The organism is Flavivirga aquatica (genome assembly GCF_001747085.1).
In the GTDB taxonomy this organism is placed as follows: Bacteria; Bacteroidota; Bacteroidia; order Flavobacteriales; family Flavobacteriaceae; genus Algibacter_C; species Algibacter_C aquatica.
On the sequence record NZ_MDJD01000034.1, the window covers coordinates 1 to 16,610 of the forward strand.

At 29.3% G+C, this 16,610-nt stretch carries 20 protein-coding genes; 4 read left to right on the top strand and 16 right to left on the bottom strand.

Annotated features, from left to right (window positions below):
* Positions 1-316 precede the first annotated feature (316 nt).
* Both meaB and A8C32_RS06330 read right to left on the bottom strand, forming a co-directional pair.
* A complete protein-coding gene (meaB, locus tag A8C32_RS06325) occupies positions 317-1,396 on the bottom strand; it encodes a methylmalonyl Co-A mutase-associated GTPase MeaB (protein WP_069829602.1) in 1,080 nt (359 codons plus the stop codon).
* A gap of 80 nt (positions 1,397-1,476) precedes the next feature.
* Positions 1,477-2,031, bottom strand: a complete 555-nt coding sequence (locus A8C32_RS06330) for a DUF2911 domain-containing protein (protein WP_069829603.1) — start codon at positions 2,029-2,031, stop codon at positions 1,477-1,479.
* A 272-nt stretch (positions 2,032-2,303) separates the two neighbouring features.
* On the opposite strand from A8C32_RS06330, the gene A8C32_RS06335 reads away from it, so the two are divergent.
* From A8C32_RS06335 to A8C32_RS06345, 3 genes are read left to right on the top strand one after another with little or no spacing between them, the layout of a single operon-like run.
* Positions 2,304-2,855, top strand: a complete 552-nt coding sequence (locus A8C32_RS06335; RefSeq protein ID WP_069829604.1) for an RNA polymerase sigma factor — start codon at positions 2,304-2,306, stop codon at positions 2,853-2,855.
* Positions 2,839-3,417 carry a hypothetical protein gene (locus tag A8C32_RS06340; protein WP_069829605.1) on the top strand — a complete coding sequence of 193 codons (579 nt, stop codon included), beginning with the start codon at positions 2,839-2,841 and terminating at the stop codon, positions 3,415-3,417. Before A8C32_RS06335 ends, A8C32_RS06340 begins: the two co-directional genes overlap by 17 nt.
* A 10-nt stretch (positions 3,418-3,427) precedes the next feature.
* Entirely contained in the window at positions 3,428-4,885 is a 1,458-nt protein-coding gene (locus A8C32_RS06345) for a hypothetical protein (protein ID WP_069829606.1), read from the top strand.
* 43 nt (positions 4,886-4,928) lie between these two features.
* Here the strand turns inward: A8C32_RS06345 and A8C32_RS06350 are convergent, their stop codons facing one another.
* The 13 genes from A8C32_RS06350 to A8C32_RS06400 form a co-directional block, all read right to left on the bottom strand.
* The gene (locus tag A8C32_RS06350) at positions 4,929-5,606 is read right to left on the bottom strand and encodes a GNAT family N-acetyltransferase (protein WP_083253272.1); all 678 of its coding nucleotides are present in this window, start codon (positions 5,604-5,606) and stop codon (positions 4,929-4,931) included.
* Complete coding sequence (gene miaA, locus A8C32_RS06355) at positions 5,593-6,519, bottom strand: tRNA (adenosine(37)-N6)-dimethylallyltransferase MiaA (RefSeq protein WP_069829608.1); 927 nt, start codon at positions 6,517-6,519, stop codon at positions 5,593-5,595. Before miaA ends, A8C32_RS06350 begins: the two co-directional genes overlap by 14 nt.
* A gap of 181 nt (positions 6,520-6,700) precedes the next feature.
* Positions 6,701-7,540 (bottom strand): ion transporter, encoded by an 840-nt coding sequence (locus tag A8C32_RS06360; protein ID WP_069829609.1) that lies wholly within the window; start codon positions 7,538-7,540, stop codon positions 6,701-6,703.
* 22 nt (positions 7,541-7,562) lie between these two features.
* The gene (locus A8C32_RS21575) at positions 7,563-8,138 is read right to left on the bottom strand and encodes a DUF3858 domain-containing protein (protein WP_489884313.1); all 576 of its coding nucleotides are present in this window, start codon (positions 8,136-8,138) and stop codon (positions 7,563-7,565) included.
* 271 nt (positions 8,139-8,409) lie between these two features.
* Complete coding sequence (locus A8C32_RS06365; protein WP_069829610.1) at positions 8,410-8,658, bottom strand: transglutaminase domain-containing protein; 249 nt, start codon at positions 8,656-8,658, stop codon at positions 8,410-8,412.
* A gap of 48 nt (positions 8,659-8,706) precedes the next feature.
* The gene (locus A8C32_RS21250) at positions 8,707-8,838 is read right to left on the bottom strand and encodes a hypothetical protein (RefSeq protein ID WP_276205018.1); all 132 of its coding nucleotides are present in this window, start codon (positions 8,836-8,838) and stop codon (positions 8,707-8,709) included.
* On the bottom strand, positions 8,835-9,257 hold the full coding sequence (locus A8C32_RS19830) for a DUF3857 domain-containing protein (RefSeq protein ID WP_083253273.1): 423 nt from the start codon (positions 9,255-9,257) through the stop codon (positions 8,835-8,837). Before A8C32_RS19830 ends, A8C32_RS21250 begins: the two co-directional genes overlap by 4 nt.
* 11 nt (positions 9,258-9,268) lie before the next feature.
* A complete protein-coding gene (locus tag A8C32_RS06375) occupies positions 9,269-9,526 on the bottom strand; it encodes a hypothetical protein (protein WP_069829612.1) in 258 nt (85 codons plus the stop codon).
* A gap of 4 nt (positions 9,527-9,530) precedes the next feature.
* Entirely contained in the window at positions 9,531-10,895 is a 1,365-nt protein-coding gene (locus A8C32_RS06380; protein ID WP_069829613.1) for an exonuclease domain-containing protein, read from the bottom strand.
* Between the two features lie 117 nt (positions 10,896-11,012).
* Positions 11,013-11,681, bottom strand: a complete 669-nt coding sequence (locus tag A8C32_RS06385; protein ID WP_069829614.1) for a YggS family pyridoxal phosphate-dependent enzyme — start codon at positions 11,679-11,681, stop codon at positions 11,013-11,015.
* A 63-nt stretch (positions 11,682-11,744) separates the two neighbouring features.
* The gene (locus tag A8C32_RS06390; RefSeq protein ID WP_069829615.1) at positions 11,745-12,983 is read right to left on the bottom strand and encodes a DUF1015 domain-containing protein; all 1,239 of its coding nucleotides are present in this window, start codon (positions 12,981-12,983) and stop codon (positions 11,745-11,747) included.
* A gap of 113 nt (positions 12,984-13,096) precedes the next feature.
* Complete coding sequence (locus A8C32_RS06395; protein ID WP_069829616.1) at positions 13,097-13,984, bottom strand: 3-hydroxyacyl-CoA dehydrogenase family protein; 888 nt, start codon at positions 13,982-13,984, stop codon at positions 13,097-13,099.
* A gap of 133 nt (positions 13,985-14,117) precedes the next feature.
* Positions 14,118-15,083 (bottom strand): Gfo/Idh/MocA family protein, encoded by a 966-nt coding sequence (locus A8C32_RS06400; RefSeq protein ID WP_069829617.1) that lies wholly within the window; start codon positions 15,081-15,083, stop codon positions 14,118-14,120.
* Positions 15,084-15,413: 330 nt separating this feature from the next.
* On the opposite strand from A8C32_RS06400, the gene A8C32_RS06405 reads away from it, so the two are divergent.
* On the top strand, positions 15,414-16,055 hold the full coding sequence (locus A8C32_RS06405) for a protein-L-isoaspartate(D-aspartate) O-methyltransferase (protein ID WP_069829618.1): 642 nt from the start codon (positions 15,414-15,416) through the stop codon (positions 16,053-16,055).
* Here the strand turns inward: A8C32_RS06405 and A8C32_RS06410 are convergent, their stop codons facing one another.
* Positions 16,056-16,610, bottom strand: a complete 555-nt coding sequence (locus tag A8C32_RS06410) for a pyridoxamine 5'-phosphate oxidase family protein (protein WP_069829619.1) — start codon at positions 16,608-16,610, stop codon at positions 16,056-16,058.

Here is a 16,610-nt window from a genome sequence, read left to right on the forward strand (position 1 = left end):
TTTTGAAATTTTAATTAAATTTAGTCTTAGACTTGTAAAATGGGTAGATTTATTATGCAGTAAATTTATTTAGGACAGGATTGGTTTTAAGTTTAAAAAAAGTAAAAAACCAAGCTTACCTAATGATATTGAGTTTACAAAAACTGTATCAATAAAAGTAGTTATTCCAAAATATTAAATGAACTAAGGTTAATTGTTTTTGATCTGGATAATGATATCACTATTCAGGTTTTTTTGAGATGGTTGAATTTGTTTTAAAAGCTCTAACCTATGTAAAAAGATATGTGTTTTTAAGGTTAGTTTAAAATAGGATATATTATCTTTTTTTTAAACCTAATAAATAATCCGCAGCAGAAAAGGGACTAGTTTTATTATTTTCAATAAGTTGCAATTGATTTTCTAATTCTTTTTTAATTTTAGGTGTGTTAAAAAAATCAGACTTTAATTGTGTTTCAATAGTTTGAATGAGCCAAAATTTATTTTGTTCACTTCGTTTTATATTGAAATAACCATTTTTTGAAGTTGTTTTTACATAATCTATAATGAATTCCCAAATAGGATCAATACCTTCATTTTTAATAGCACTACAAATAGTTACTTTAGGTTGCCAAAGTGAAGGTTTTTCAGGATAGAGGTGAAGCGCTCTGTTAAATTCTACTTTAGCAAGTTTAGCTTGTTTTAGGTTATCACCATCAGCTTTATTTATAGCAATTATGTCAGCCATTTCTATAATACCGCGTTTTATACCTTGTAATTCATCTCCAGCTCCAGCCAATTTTAATAATAAAAAGAAGTCGACCATACTATGTACAGTAGTTTCACTTTGTCCTACACCAACAGTTTCAATAAGAATAATATCAAAACCAGCAGCTTCACATAAAATAATAGTTTCTCGTGTTTTTCTAGCAACACCACCTAACGAATCTCCAGAAGCAGAAGGACGTATAAAAGCATTTTTATCTTTTACTAAATCTTCCATTCTGGTTTTATCACCTAATATACTCCCTTTTGTAATAGAGCTACTTGGGTCAATAGCCAAAACAGCAACACGTTTTCCTTTAGAGGTTAAATGCTTTCCAAAGGTTTCAATAAAGGTGCTCTTGCCTACACCAGGAACTCCCGTAATACCAATGCGAATAGATTTATTAGCATGAGGCAAGCAGGCATTTACAATCGTATTTGCTTTTTTTAAATGCTTAATATTTTTACTTTCAATAAGTGTAATAGCTCTACTTAAGGCTGTAATGTTTTTGTTTAAAATAGAGGATACTAAAGCATTAGCATCTACATTCGTTTTACGTTTAGTTTTAATGGATTCAATAGAAGATGTATTGGTTATCTCAGATATAGAAACACCTTTTTTTTCTTGTAATGCCGTTTTGTTTTTTTTAGCCACAAATACATGAATGTTTGTCTAATTTACAATTTTATTTTTTACAAGATTATATGCTCAATATTGATAGAGAAATATTAGCCTTACTTTAATGGAAGTGCAATTTTTACATCATCCCAAGCCATGGTTAAAAATAGATTATCTGTAGAATTATCAAAAGCAATAGTAAATTGTTCTACAGAACCTTGTAATTTTTGTACAGGTACTTCTACATTTAAAACATCGTAATTTGGATCCCACATAGGTCTCATTTCTGTATCAACACCCCAAGTATATTGTTTAGAATTAAATATAACCTGCCACGTAGAATCTTTAGGAACCGTCCATAATGTATATTTCCCAGTAGCTAGAGACATACCTTTTACCTCAAGAGGCTTATTGGTTTCAAAAGTAGTTGCTTCATTGGCACCTGTTCTCCAAATTTCATTAAAAGGGACTAATGCACCAAAAATTTTCCGATTCTTTTTATAAGGTCTGTTATAAAATACTTTAAGCTTTAAATCATTCAGTTCAAATTTAACAGTGTCCTTAGGACTCAAGCGTTTTGCAAAAATATTTTCTACAAAAACAGAATAGATAAACAATCCTATAGCTATAATTGATAATAGAATGAGAATGCGTTTTAAAAAGGTATTCATGAAGCGTAATTTTTAAGTGATAAAGATAATTTAAAAAGGAATAATTACTTAAAGGCAAAGGTAGATTTCTTTTGTTAAATTTAACATAAAATAAAAATGGAGGTTTTAATATTTTGTATTAGAAAGAAAATTAAAATAGAGTTCATAATGTAAAAAAGCATTTTATTGAAGTAAAGTTTAATTTAAATGTAAAAAAATACACCTTTTTTGCAACACTATATTTTTTTTACCGTCTTTAAAATGAACTACCACAAACCATAAGTAAAAAAAGTATGTTTCAAGTTGACATTATCGAAAAATGTAAACAAAACAATCGTAAGGCACAATTGCAGTTATACAATCTGTACTGCGACGGAATGTATATTGTTGCTAAACGATTTTTGAAAGATGCTACCGATGCTGAAGATGTAGTACAAGAAGCCTTTATAAAGGCTTTTACAAAGTTACATCAATATAAAGCGGAAGTTACTTTTGGAGCTTGGTTAAAACGTATTGTGGTTAATAAGAGTATCGATTTTTTAAAATCTAAAAAACAAGAACTTCTTGAGTTAGAGGAGGTGCACCTCAAAGTTGTTGATACTTGTAATGACGACAAATGGTTAGTAGATGATACAATGACATTAAGTGATGTTAAAGACGCAATTAATAAATTACCAGATAAATATCAGTACGTAGTGATGCTGTATTTAATCGAAGGGTACGATCATCAAGAAATTTCTGAAATTTTAAGCATTTCTGAAGTTGCATCGCGAACACAACTATCAAGAGGTAAAACAAAGTTACAAGAACTGTTAATACTTAAAAAAAATGGCACGAGATATTAGAACATTATTTGAAAACGATAATATAACAAATGAGAAGATGCCTAAAAATCATCAAGAACGTTTTCTTGAAAAATTAGATAAGGCATTACCTGAGGAATATAGTCATTCAAAATATGGCTGGATAAAAATAGCTGCAAGTATTGTATTGCTTTTAGGAGTGAGTATTGGAGCATATAAAAATTTTCAACCAATAGCAGATTTACCTCAAACCGTAGTGACGACAAAAGTTATTGAAACAAAAACTTTAGGAGATATTTCACCAGGATTAAAAAAGGTAGAGGACTACTATTTGGCAAGCATCAATTTAGAACTATCTAAAATGGTATATACATCTGAAACTAAGGATTTGTTTGATGGCTATTTGGAGCAGCTGGATGAATTAGATAAAGAATACAAGCGCTTATCTATAGAGTTAACAGATTCTGGACCAAGTGAATTAGCTGTAAATGCTTTAATTGATAATTTAAAATTTCGTTTAAACTTATTGTATCGTTTAAGAGCACAATTAAAAGAATTAAGTGCTTCTGAGGTTAATACTACGGGAGTAACACAATCAATCTAAAAATCAAAAAATGAACAAGATTATTATAAAAATAAAACTTTTTACGATATACTTTCTTATAACAGGAACTCTTATAGCACAAGAAAAGCTAACTAAAGTATCTCAATCTATTAAAGTAAATAAAGATGTAACTATTGATTTAAATACAAGTTATTGCAATATTATATTTGATACTTGGAATAAAGATGTTGTTGAGGTTGAAGCTTATATTGAAGGGTCACAGCTAAGTCGAGAGACATTAAAAAAGGCTTTAAAATTGTGGAAAGTAGATATAGATGCTTCTCAAAGTGAAATTTCAATAGAAACCAGTAAAGAAAAGGGAATTCCTGTTGTTTGGGCGTATAAGTACAAAATAAACAGTGGTGAAGATGAAAAATGTTCTGTATTAGAAGAATTAAAATTTGAATTAGCAGATATTCCTGAAATACCAGAACTACCAGAATTACCCAACCTTCCAGAGTTACCTGAAATGCCAGAACTTCCACCTTTACCAAATGGAATTAATGAAATTCAGTTTGATTATGAAGCTTATAAAAAAGATGGCGAAAAATATTTAGAAAAATATACCCAAAAGTTTGAATCTAAATTTGGAGATAACTATTCAAAAAAAATGGAAGCATGGAGTGATGAATTTGAAAAAAAATGGGCAGAAAAATATGGTGAAGAAATGGAAAAGTGGAGTGAGCGTTTAACAGAAAAAATGGAACGGAAAGCAGAAGAACGTATAAAGTTAGAAGAGAAACGTAGAGAGGTAGAAGTAAAACGTTTGGAATCTCAAGCTAAACGATTACAGTATGAACATGAAAGGCATGAACAAGAACGCGTTAAATTACTTAAAAAACGTCAAAAAGAGATTGAAATATTAATGGATAAAGAATCTAATTTTAATATTAAGAAAACAATCAAAATAAAAATGCCTAAAAGGACTAAGTTAAAAGTGAATGTAAGGCATGGTGAGATTGAATTTGCTTCTAATATTAATAATTTAAAAGCCAACTTATCTCACACAAAATTAACAGCATATAGCATTAATGGAAGTGGAACTTCCATTAATGCTTCATACTCCCCAATTTATATAGCTAACTGGAATTTAGGAGAACTGAACTTGCATTATGTTAAAAATGCTGAATTAGGAAGAGTAAAACATCTTGTTTTAAATGCAACATCTTCTAATGTAAGTATAGATGATTTATTAGGAAATACAATTATAGATGGTAATATTGGAGATCTAAAAATTTCTAATATAGACGATACTTTTACTAGCTTAAACGTGATTCTTCAAAATAGTAATGCTATTATTAAGCTTCCTAGAGTAGATTGTAACTTACAATATAAGGGAACAAGATCTTGTTTAGACCATCCTAAAAAGAATTTAAAAAATAATACATCTAGTTTTTCATTAGGAAATTTAGCTAGTGGCAAGAGTATTATTGTTAATGCTAAGTATAGTAGTATAGAAATGAAGTAAATAGCTTGATTCTAATAATTTTTTTTGAATATAATAAAGAATCTCAATGATTAATTTTCCAGTAATGTATTTTTCTTCTAGTAGTAAATCCTAGTTTTTTATATAAATTAATAGGGCCTAAGTTGGTCTCATCTACATGTAAAAAAGGAGTTTTATTATCATCAAATATACCATTAGCAGTATGGGTTATTAATTGTTTAGCATAACCTTTTCCCAAATAATCAGGATGTGTTACAACAGCACTAATTTCTGTAAAGTTTTTAGTTTGCATGCGCTCGCCAGTTACAGCTACTAGTTTTTCATTTTTATAAATACCGTAGTAGCGTCCCAGTTTATTTGTTTTGTCTTTAAAAAAATATGGATATACAAGCTTAACCAGAGCTAATAAATCATTGAGATGAGTCTCATTAAGTTTAATAATATTTTCAGTTATCGGGTAATCTATTTTATTATAAATTATCATTTGTAACCCAATATATTTTACGGGTTCCTTAAAATGTAAAGGTAGTTTAGGCTTATCACCAACAATAAAAAAGGTATCAACTAATTTAGCATATTTTTCTATAGCAAGGCTAGTGTCTTCATTATTGATAAAAGAACCAAAAACAGCATAATTGGGATTGTAAAATTTTACATTATCATAATTTATTGATTGATTAAATTGTACCTCGGTTAATGAAAACCAAACGGGGTTATCTAAAACTTTTTCAGATATTGCCATTATTTAAAATATGCTTTATTTTTTTTATAACATCTTCTATTGGAGTAGTATAATCTATCCAGATTGTATCTTTATTCTTTTTAAACCAGGTGAGTTGACGTTTTGCAAAGCGTCTGGTATTTTTTTTTATTTCGGAAATAGCAAACTCTAAGGTCCATTCGTCATTTAAATAGTTGAAAATTTCTTTGTATCCAACTGTATTTAATGCGTTTAAATTTTTGTATGGAAGTATACTTTTAACTTCATCGAGTAAGCCTTCATCAATCATAATATCTACGCGTTGATTGATTCTATTGTATATTATTTCTCTTTCGGCAGTTAATCCAATTGTTATCGTTTTAAAATAGCGTTTTTCTTTTCCTTTATTTAAAAAAGAAGAATAAGGTTTTCCAGTACCAATACATATTTCTAAAGCTCGTATAACACGATGTGGGTTATCAATAGCTATGGAATTATAAGATGTATAGTCAAGTGCTTTTAGTTTATTTTGTAAGAACTCTAAGCCTTTAGTTTCTAATTCGTTATTTAAAGATTCACGTATAGTACTTTCAACTTCAGGAAAATAATCTAGCCCCTTTACAACAGCATCAACATATAATCCAGAACCACCAACCATTATAACGATATCTTGGGTGATAAATAGGATATTTAAGCATTGTAGCGCATCTTTTTCAAAAGCTCCTACGTTATAATTTTCCTGTATGGATTTATGATGAATGAAATGGTGCTTTGCTGCCGCTAATTCTTCTGGTGTTGGTGCAGCTGTACCTATTTGCATTTCTTTAAAGAATTGACGTGAATCTGCAGAAATTATTTCTGTATTGAAATAATTTGCAAGTTTTATGCTTAAAGATGTTTTTCCAATTGCAGTTGGTCCAACTATAGCGATAAGATATTTGGTTTTTGAGTTTATGGTTTTGTTGTTTATAGATTAATTAATGTAAAGGTAATCTGAAAAAATGATTAGTCAAATACTAGCTGTGAAAATTAACTTTAACAAACAGTATATTATGTTAAAGAGAATATTCATTTTTACTATCTCTTAAGAAATAAAGTAATTTATATGAGTAAAGAGTGAAAATGTCTAAAAAATATTAAACATGTAGCTTCTCTCCACAACTATAACAAAATTTGGAACTATCTTTATGATTTTCGGCTAAACAGTTTTGACAAGATTGTGAGTTTAACTGAATGTCAATTTTTTTATCCGTTTTATTTTGCGAGGCATATTCGGCAGATATTATACCAGTAGGTACAGCAATTATGCCATAACCAAGTATCATAACAATAGATGCTATAAACTGTCCTAGTGGAGTAGCAGGTGCAATATCTCCATAACCAACAGTAGTTAGTGTCACAATACACCAGTAAACACTTTTTGGAATATTGGTAAATCCATTTTCTTCACCTTCAATTAAGTACATAATAGTACCTAGTGTAATAGAAATTATAATAACTGTAAATAAGAATACAGATATTTTTACTCTACTTGCTTTTAATGCTTTTAATAAAGTGTTCGATGCACCTAAATATCGTGCTAATTTTAAAATTCTAAATACTCTTAATAACCGTAAAGCACGAAGTGCTGCTAAAGCATGTACACCTCCAAATAATAATGAAATGTACTTTGGTATGGTTGATAGTAAATCTACAATACCATAAAAACTAAAAATATATTTAAGTGGTTTTTTTACAGTAATAATTCTTGCAATGTATTCTATACTAAAAAGAATGGTAATAATCCATTCAGATATGTTGAGGAAATTATGATAATTAGTGTCAAAGGATTTAACACTTTCAAGCATAACTAGTATAATACTCGCTATTATGATTATAAGTAATACAATATCAAATAGTTTCCCTGCAGGTGTATCTGCTTCATAGATAATTTCATGAAGTTTTGTTTTCCAATGTTTTTTTAATGTATTGCTCATATATTCAAAAATATGAAAAAGATTATTTTTTCTTTAAGAGTATAAGGGAATTTATTTGTATGTCAACAATTTTATTCATAATTTTCTTTAAATATGGATAATATTCTGGTTCGTAAATAACTTTTTTAAAGCTAATTCTAAACATTATATTTATAGTGTTATCAACTACTTTTGAAGAAAACAGTAGGTTCCCAGTACTATCAGGGAGATTTAAGTTTATATTTTTTGGTACTTCAGTTATGGTATAATTATCATTAAAGTTTAGTTTGAAAGCATAAAAATAGGAATCTCTATACCCAAAATCGATAAGGTATGTTCTTTCTTGAAGTTTAAAAGGGTTTTCTTTAAAGAATTTAACAAAAAACGGATTTAAATAAACATTGTCTCCTGTGTTATCGTAATTATATTCTATGTTATACGATTCTTTAAAGTCGGAGCTCGTTTTGCCTTCACTTGTAACTTCAAAATTTGATATGTCTATATAAGGAAACTTATCTTCTAGTTTTTTTAAATAAGCATCGTTATTTGCATAGTAAATCTTTTTATGGTTTATTATGTGATATCCTGTTCTTTTAGATTGGATGTTTCCAGAAATAATAGATCACTATCATTAATGTGTAATTCAGCTTGATAGAAAACGCCAGAGGTGCCTCTGGGTTTTATATCTAACCATTCACTTCCGTTTTTAAAATCAAATAACCTACTGTATTGATTTAAGCACCTAAATGGGATGTCTCCAAAGCTTAAAAATTTATATGTAGCGTCTAATAAATATGTTTTTTCATTTATAATGGCCTGTATTGTTAAATAATTAAAATCTGAAATTACGGGGTATATTTTAGTTGGTAAGCCATTCTTTCTTGTAGATACTATACAGGTTTTACACTAATATTGTTTTCCTTTAGTAAGTTATTTAGTAAGATATTAATGGATGATACATTACCAGATTTGTTTTTTAATAAACCTTTTGCAGATACGTCTTTAAAAATTCTATAGACCTCATTCCATGTATAATGATCTTGTACATATTGATATATGGCGTTTGCTTTTTTTAATAAATCTGTTTCATTAATAATATCTAGAGTTAATAATTTTTCTGAATCTACAGATTTAGACAATTGCTTGCCTATGTTTGAATCTGTTTTTAACTCTTTATCTACAGTTTCCTATGTTTTTGTATAATCATTTATTACGCCATCAAAACCTTTAAATGTTTTAAGTTCGTAATCAATTCTAATTAAATAATTAGATTCACTAGTCATATAATCTTCCTCAATGAAAGCCGGTATATCCTTCATAACATACCTGAAAACAGCACAGTGGGCAATACCTCCATTACCTCCAGATAAGCGTTTTTTTCTACTTTAGACTCATTAACAGCAAACTCTTTACTGCCCACTAGTTTAATTTTATATTCCCAATTACCAGGTATACTTGCTTTATATTCGCTATATAGTTTTGGTATTTTACTTTGGAAATTCCAGCCTTTATATTTAAACATAAAAGGAGAAATAATTGTATAGTTATAGGTGATAACAGAACCTTCTTTAATATTTGGAAGCGTAAATTTAACTAATGTATAATTTTCGTTATACTTTTCTTTAAATATATCTTTTTCTTGTAGCTGTGTTTTTACAACTTTACCATCAATTTTGTTATAAGTTGTGGCTATAATTTTTTTTACTTTTTTCAGAAGCGGTTTTATTATTGTATAGATAAATTATTACATTAGCATTTACTAAAGCCTTCTTTATTTAAAATTTTTATTTTATGCTTTTCTTCTGTTCTTAAATCGTAGTCACCAGTGTGTACATAGCTTTTTCCTTCTTCAAATATAACTATAGCATTTGCCTCTGTAGAGTCTTTTTTATAAGTTCTTGTTTCTATATCTCCAAGGGTTACCCTGTAGGTTTCTGAGCTATATTTTTCTTGAGAAACACTTTTTAAGGCAATAACTAGAAAAAGAGCAAAGAAGATTTTTTTCATGTTTTCAATCTAATTCAACTATTTTGAGGCGTTTATTTTTACGAAGATAATTTTGAATGATATGCTGTGAATCACGATTATTTTGCATGGGGGTTATAATAGACTCTAAAACCTCTTTATTATTTATTTGATAATTTAAACTGAAGAATCCTAAACCTTTAAAAATACCATTTTCGATAAGTATAGCACTACGTTCATCAATATCCCGTCCTTTATCAATAATTACCATATTCTTATTAGAATAGCTGTTTTTCTCTATAAGTGCTTCAACTCGTTTGTTGTAAGATTCAGAAGGTTCTTTTTGTATACAGGCACCTTCGCAGGTTTTTATATCATAATTAAAACAACTTGTTTTTGTTTTATATAAGTCTGCTAATTTTTGACATAGGTTGTAATCTTCAACAGCTTTTGTTATAAAACTTTTTCCACTTTGGCGGTTACTAAATGTTGTTATGGCGTTTTTGCGTCCGTCTGCTTTATCAATTTTTAAATTGATATAATCATTTTCATCTTTAAAACTATATAAGGCATGCGTAAAAACAGAACGGCGAAGTGCTCTGTTAAATATAGGGCGCAAACGTTTTATTTCTTCGCTTTCTTTTAAAAGGGCTACCAATTCACTACCTGTAGCTTCGTAAGTAACAGTTGTTACTTGAGCTTGGAGTTTTTTTGATTTTTGATTAGTTGCTGTAAAATGCTGATTAATCCGCTTTTTTATATTATTACTTTTCCCGATGTAAATAATGTCACCATTAGCTTTATGTATGTAATATACACCTGTTATTGATGGTAAACTGTCAATAATATCCAAATGTTTGGGTTCTAATTGACGTTTTGGGTTTAATCTAATGGATTGTTGAATGATACTTTTAGAAGTGTCTTTATCTAATAATATTTTAAATAACTTAACAGTTGCTAAAGCATCACCAGAAGCACGGTGTCTATCTGTAACAGGAATACCAAGAGAACGGACTAACTTTCCTAAGCTATAGGATGGTTGGTCTGGGATTAAATCTTTAGAAAGTTCTACAGTGCATAACGATCGGCGATCGTATTGAAACCCCAAACGCCTAAATTCGGTACATAAAATTCTGTAGTCAAACTGTGCATTATGTGCAACTAATATACAGTCTTCTGTAATTTCAACAATTCTTTTAGCAACCTCGTAGAATTTAGGTGCATTACGTAGCATATTACTATTAATACCAGTAAGGTTTACTACAAAGGGTTGTATTTCTCGTTCTGGATTTATTAGACTTATAAATTGATCTACAACCTCGTGTCCATCATATTTATAGATTGCAATTTCAGTAATGCCTTCTTCGTTATACTTGCCTCCAGTAGTTTCTATGTCTAGTATTGCGTACAAAAAGTGTTTATGCGTTTATTTATTGTCATTGCTATTTTTTTTAAAGTAGAAACGATTTGTTGAATTTGAGTTTAAAAATGAAAAATTTCTTTATTGTTTCTTCTTTATAATGACCTTTTAATTATAATTTCGTGAACCAAATATACTACTTCCTACTCGAACCATTGTACTCCCACAATTAATAGCTAATTGATAATCACCGCTCATACCCATTGAAATGGTTTCTATATTACAATTTTTAGCTTGAATGGTTTTTAAATTGTTAAAAGTTGATTTTAATAATTTAAATTCTTGTTCTACTTGTTTTTTATCATTTGTAAAGGTTGCCATTCCCATAACTCCAGTAATATTAACGTTTTTTAATTCTGAAAATTCTTTAGATTGAATAATTTCTGAAGCTTCTTTGGCAGACATTCCAAACTTGGAATCTTCTGAAGCTATTTTTATTTGAAGTAGACAATCTATTATTCTATCATGTTTTTTTGCTTGTTTATTTATTTCATCAAGTAGTTTATAATTATCTACACCATGAATTAAACGTACAAAAGCAGTCATATATTTTACTTTATTACGTTGTACATGTCCAATCATATGCCATTCAATATCTTTTGGCATTAGTTCGTGTTTTTCAGCCATTTCTTGGATTTTATTTTCTCCAAAAATACGCTGACCAGCATTGTAGGCTTCCATTAAGTCACTTACAGGTTTAGTTTTAGAAACAGCTACAAGCGTTACATGTTTTGGTAATGTTGATTTTATATTGTTAAGATTTGTTGAAATACTCATTGTTATTTGTTAAGTAGTTTGTTGTTAAGTTATTTTTGAAACAATTCCAGAATACCAAAAGTGTTAAAATTCATAAATAGTAACACCACTACGTAATTTAGGTTCTATGAATGTACTTTTTGGAGGCATAGTTAAATTTTCGTCTGCAATAGCTTTCATTTCTTGAATAGTAATAGGAACTAAACCAAAACCAACAGCAAATTCACCTTGATCTATTTTACTTTTAATGTTTACTAGATCGTTTTTACCATGTGAATAATCTATACGTTTATTATTACGTAAATCGGATATTCCTAAAATAGGTTCTAAAATAGTTTTATAGAGTATTTGAGTATCTAAAGTATCTAGTGCGTTATTAAATGTATAATTATGCTTTCTTAAATATAATGAATAAAATTCGCCATCAAGATACATGCTAAAATGATGTTTGTTATTAGGTTTATAGAGTTCACTTCCTCTATTTTCAATACGAAACATAGCATCAAGTTTTATTAAAAAGGCTTCTTTTGTTAAGCCATTTAAATCTTTTACTAACCTATTAAATTCGTATATTTTTAAATTAGATTCAGGAATTAAATAACTCATAAAAAAGTTATAGGGTTCGTTTCCTGTATGCGAATTGTTTTCAGATTTTAATGTTTCCGAAAGTAAATATGATGAGGCAGACCTATGGTGACCATCTGCTATGTATATGGTATCAATAGATTTAAATTCATTTTCAATATTCTTAATAGCCTGTATATTGTTTACAACCCATAAGTAATGTGTATCTCTAAAGTGCGTTGTAAATTCATATTCTGCACGCTCTTTTTGGGTTTCAGAAATAATATTTGCTATAACATTGTTATCTGGGTAAGTGAGAAGTACTGGTTCTGCATTAAAACCTACTGTTTTTAAATAATCTTTAAAAATATGTTCTCTGTATTCAATAGTATCTTCGTGCTTTTTTATAACATCTTTTTTATAATCTTCTGCACTTGCAGCAGCTACGATTCCTGAAAAGGATTGACCTTCTCGATTTACAATTTTATATATATAGAAGCAGGGAGTTTTATCTTCAATAAAAATACGGTCTTCTTTAAATTCTAAATAACGATTTCTAACTAAATTATAGCGTTCTGTTCCAGTGATTTGCTTGTCGTATTTATATCCAGGGTTTACAATATGTAAAAATGAAAATGGATTATAATCTAAACGGGCTTCTAATTCGTCTTGTGTATAACTTTGGTATGAACGAGATGCTACCAGACTGACTTTGTCTCTGGTTGGTCTAACTGCTTTAAATGGAATTACTTTTGCCATGTTTTTTCGGACTTGTCATTACGGGGAGTTTTTATGACACGTGGTAATCTGTTTATTTATTTATTTATAATGAGATTGCCACATCACACAAAAAAGTATGATTCGCAATGATTTTATATAAACTGTTTCGAAACGTCTTCTGCTTTTCTATTTTCCGAATAATCATAAAATCCTTCTCCAGATTTTATCCCTAATTTATTAGCTCTAACCATATTAACAAGTAGAGGGCAAGGCGCATATTTTGGGTTTTTAAAGCCTTCATACATAACATTTAAAATAGACAAACAAACATCTAGACCAATAAAATCTGCTAACTGTAAAGGTCCCATAGGGTGTGTCATACCTAACATCATGACCGTATCAATTTCACGCACACCTGCAACGCCATTATATAATGTTTCAATAGCTTCATTAAGCATAGGCATTAAAATACGGTTTGCTACAAAACCTGGATAATCATTTACTTCGACTGGAATTTTACCTAATGTTTTTGAAAGTTCCATAATAGTACTAGTAATTTCATCACTAGTATTATAACCACGAATAATCTCTACCAATTTCATGATAGGTACAGGATTCATGAAATGCATACCAATAACTTTATCAGGTCTATGAGTTACAGCTGCAATTTGTGTGATCGATATAGATGAGGTATTTGTTGCAAGAATGGTGCTTTTAGAGCAAGTTTCATCTAATTTTTTGAAAATATTAAGTTTTAAATCGACATTTTCAGTAGCAGCTTCAACTACTAAATCAACAGATTTAACACCTTCAACTAAATTTGTGAAGGTTGTTATATTACCTAAAGTCTCAGTTTTATCAGCTTCAGAAATTTTTTCCTTAGCAAGCATTCTATCTAAGTTTTTAGATATAGTGCTTATTCCTTTGCTAAGTGTCTCTCCACTTTTATCTATAAGATTGACTTTAAATCTGTTTTGAGCAAAAGTGTGAGCAATACCGTTTCCCATAGTACCAGCTCCAATAACTGCAATATTTTTCATTGAATATTAATTTTTATTATCCCTAAAAACTTAGGAACCCTTTTAACGTTTGTTTATTTCGTCCAGATATAAAATGAACCCAAAAAATATATAAAAATTAGGAAATTACTAAAGCTCTATATGTCTTTTGTAACTAGCTTCTAAAACAATCAATAATTTGGGTTGCAACACGTAATGCTTCAGTACCATCATGAAGTGTTACTATTGGTGTTGTATTATTATTTATAGCATCGGCAAAAGTTTCTAATTCATCTAAAATGGAATTATTATCTGGTATCGATGGATTGTCAAAATAAATTTGTTTTTTAACGCCTTCGGCATTTTGAAGTATCATATCAAAATCTCCAGGGTTATCTGGAGCATCTTTCATTTTTACAACTTCACATTTCTTTTCTAGAAAATCTACAGAAATGTAAGCGTCCTTTTGAAAGAAACGGGCTTTACGCATTTTCTTTAATGAGATTCGACTAGCTGTAAGATTAGCAACACATCCGTTTTCAAATTCTAAACGCGCATTGGCTATATCTGGAGTATCACTTATTACGGCAACACCACTTGCCGATACACTTTTAATTTTAGATTTTACAATACTTAAAATGATATCAATATCATGAATCATTAAATCTAAAACCACAGGAACATCGGTTCCTCTTGGATTAAATTCAGCTAATCTATGTGTTTCTATAAACATAGGTGATTTAATGTCCTCTTCTACAGCTAAAAAAGCAGGATTAAAACGTTCTACATGACCTACTTGACCACGAAGGTTATGTTCTGCTAAAAGTTGTCTAATATGCTCTGCTTCTTCAACAGTATTTGTTATTGGTTTTTCTATAAAAACATGTTTACCTTTAGCTATGGCTTGTTTTGCACAATCATAGTGCGATAGGGTTGGGGTAACAATATCTACCATATCTACAGCATCAATAAGAGATTCTATAGAGCTAAAAAATTTATAACCAAATTCGGCTTCTACCTTTTTGCCATTGGCTTCATTGGCATCATAAAAACCGATAAGATTGTATTTTTCAGATTGATTAAGAAGTCTTAAATGAATTTTTCCTAAGTGACCAGCACCTAGCACACCAGCTTTGAGCATAATTATTTACGTTTTCAACAAAAATAACATATTTCGTAAATGAATTTGGTTATTTGCTGCTTATTTTTTTGTTGAATTATTTAACCTGTATTCTGTATTAAAAAGCCTGTTAAATTTTTAATAGAACTATAAAATATAAGGTTTCACCATTTTTTTTAGAATAGCCTTAACAGACGTTGGGTTAAAGCTAATTAAAAGTCATATTTTATTGATATTCTAATTATTATAACGACCTTTTAATACATAATATGGGGTGAAAAATAAATTCTTAAAAAAATGCTTTCAGCTTAAAAATGTTAAGTAATTTTATCCAACTAAACACAACCAAAATTGAAAGATACTTTTAAGCACCAAGGGCTAAGACAGCAATTAGTTAATGTTTTAAAAAACAAAGGGATAAAAGATGTGGCGGTTTTAAACGCCATAGGGAAGATACCTAGACATTTGTTTATGGATTCTAGTTTTTTAGATCATGCTTATCAAGATAAAGCATTTCCTATTGCTGCAGACCAAACTATTTCGCAACCTTATACTGTTGCTTTCCAATCTGAGTTATTACAAATAAAAAGAGGTGATAAAATTCTTGAAATTGGTACAGGTAGCGGATATCAAACTGCTGTTTTATGTGAATTAGGAGCTAGGGTATACAGTATAGAACGACAAAATGAATTGTTTAAAAAAACAAGTAAGTTTTTACCTAAATTAGGGTATCGCGCTAAGAGTCTTATTTTTGGCGATGGTTATATTGGCTTAAAAGAAGAAGCGCCTTTTGATGGTATTATTGTTACCGCAGGAGCACCTTATGTGCCAAAACCATTATTAAGTCAGTTAAAAATAGGTGGTAAGCTTGTTATTCCTGTAGGTGACGATATTCAGGTTATGAATATGTTTACTAGAAAAGGATCTAAAGAATTTGAACAAGAAGAATTAGGCGAGTTTCGTTTTGTACCTTTACTTGAGGATAAGAATTAATTAGATTTTTTTAGTTATAGAGGTGTGCGTTTCAAAACCATCAATACTTTTGGAGTTTTTTTCTTTCCAATAGGTTTTGATACGCTCTTCTCCTTGTTTTTCAGACCAAGAATTTAACTGTAAGCGCTCTTCTTTATAATCCATAAAAGGAACAGAATAGCCACATGATGATTGTACTAAATCTATATCTAATTCGATAATTTGTCTAGAACCAATATTTTTTTCAAATAAATTAATGTATTCATGAAATTTAGTATCTCTATCATGATATATTTTAGCGTGACCATAGAGTCTTAAAATTATTGGTTTTCCTTCAAAAGCACAGAACATAATAGTCATTCTATTATTTTTTAAAAGATGAGCAGCTGTTTCATTGCCACTACCTGTAAGGTTTAACCAGACTAATTTATTAGCATTTATTATTCGAAGTGTATCATACCCTTTAGGGGATACATTAACACGACCATCGTTTGCAGCTGTACCAACAAAAAAGATGTTTTGTTTTTTTATAAAATCTTGTAATTCGGTACTTATTTCAGAAAATTGTTTTCCCAT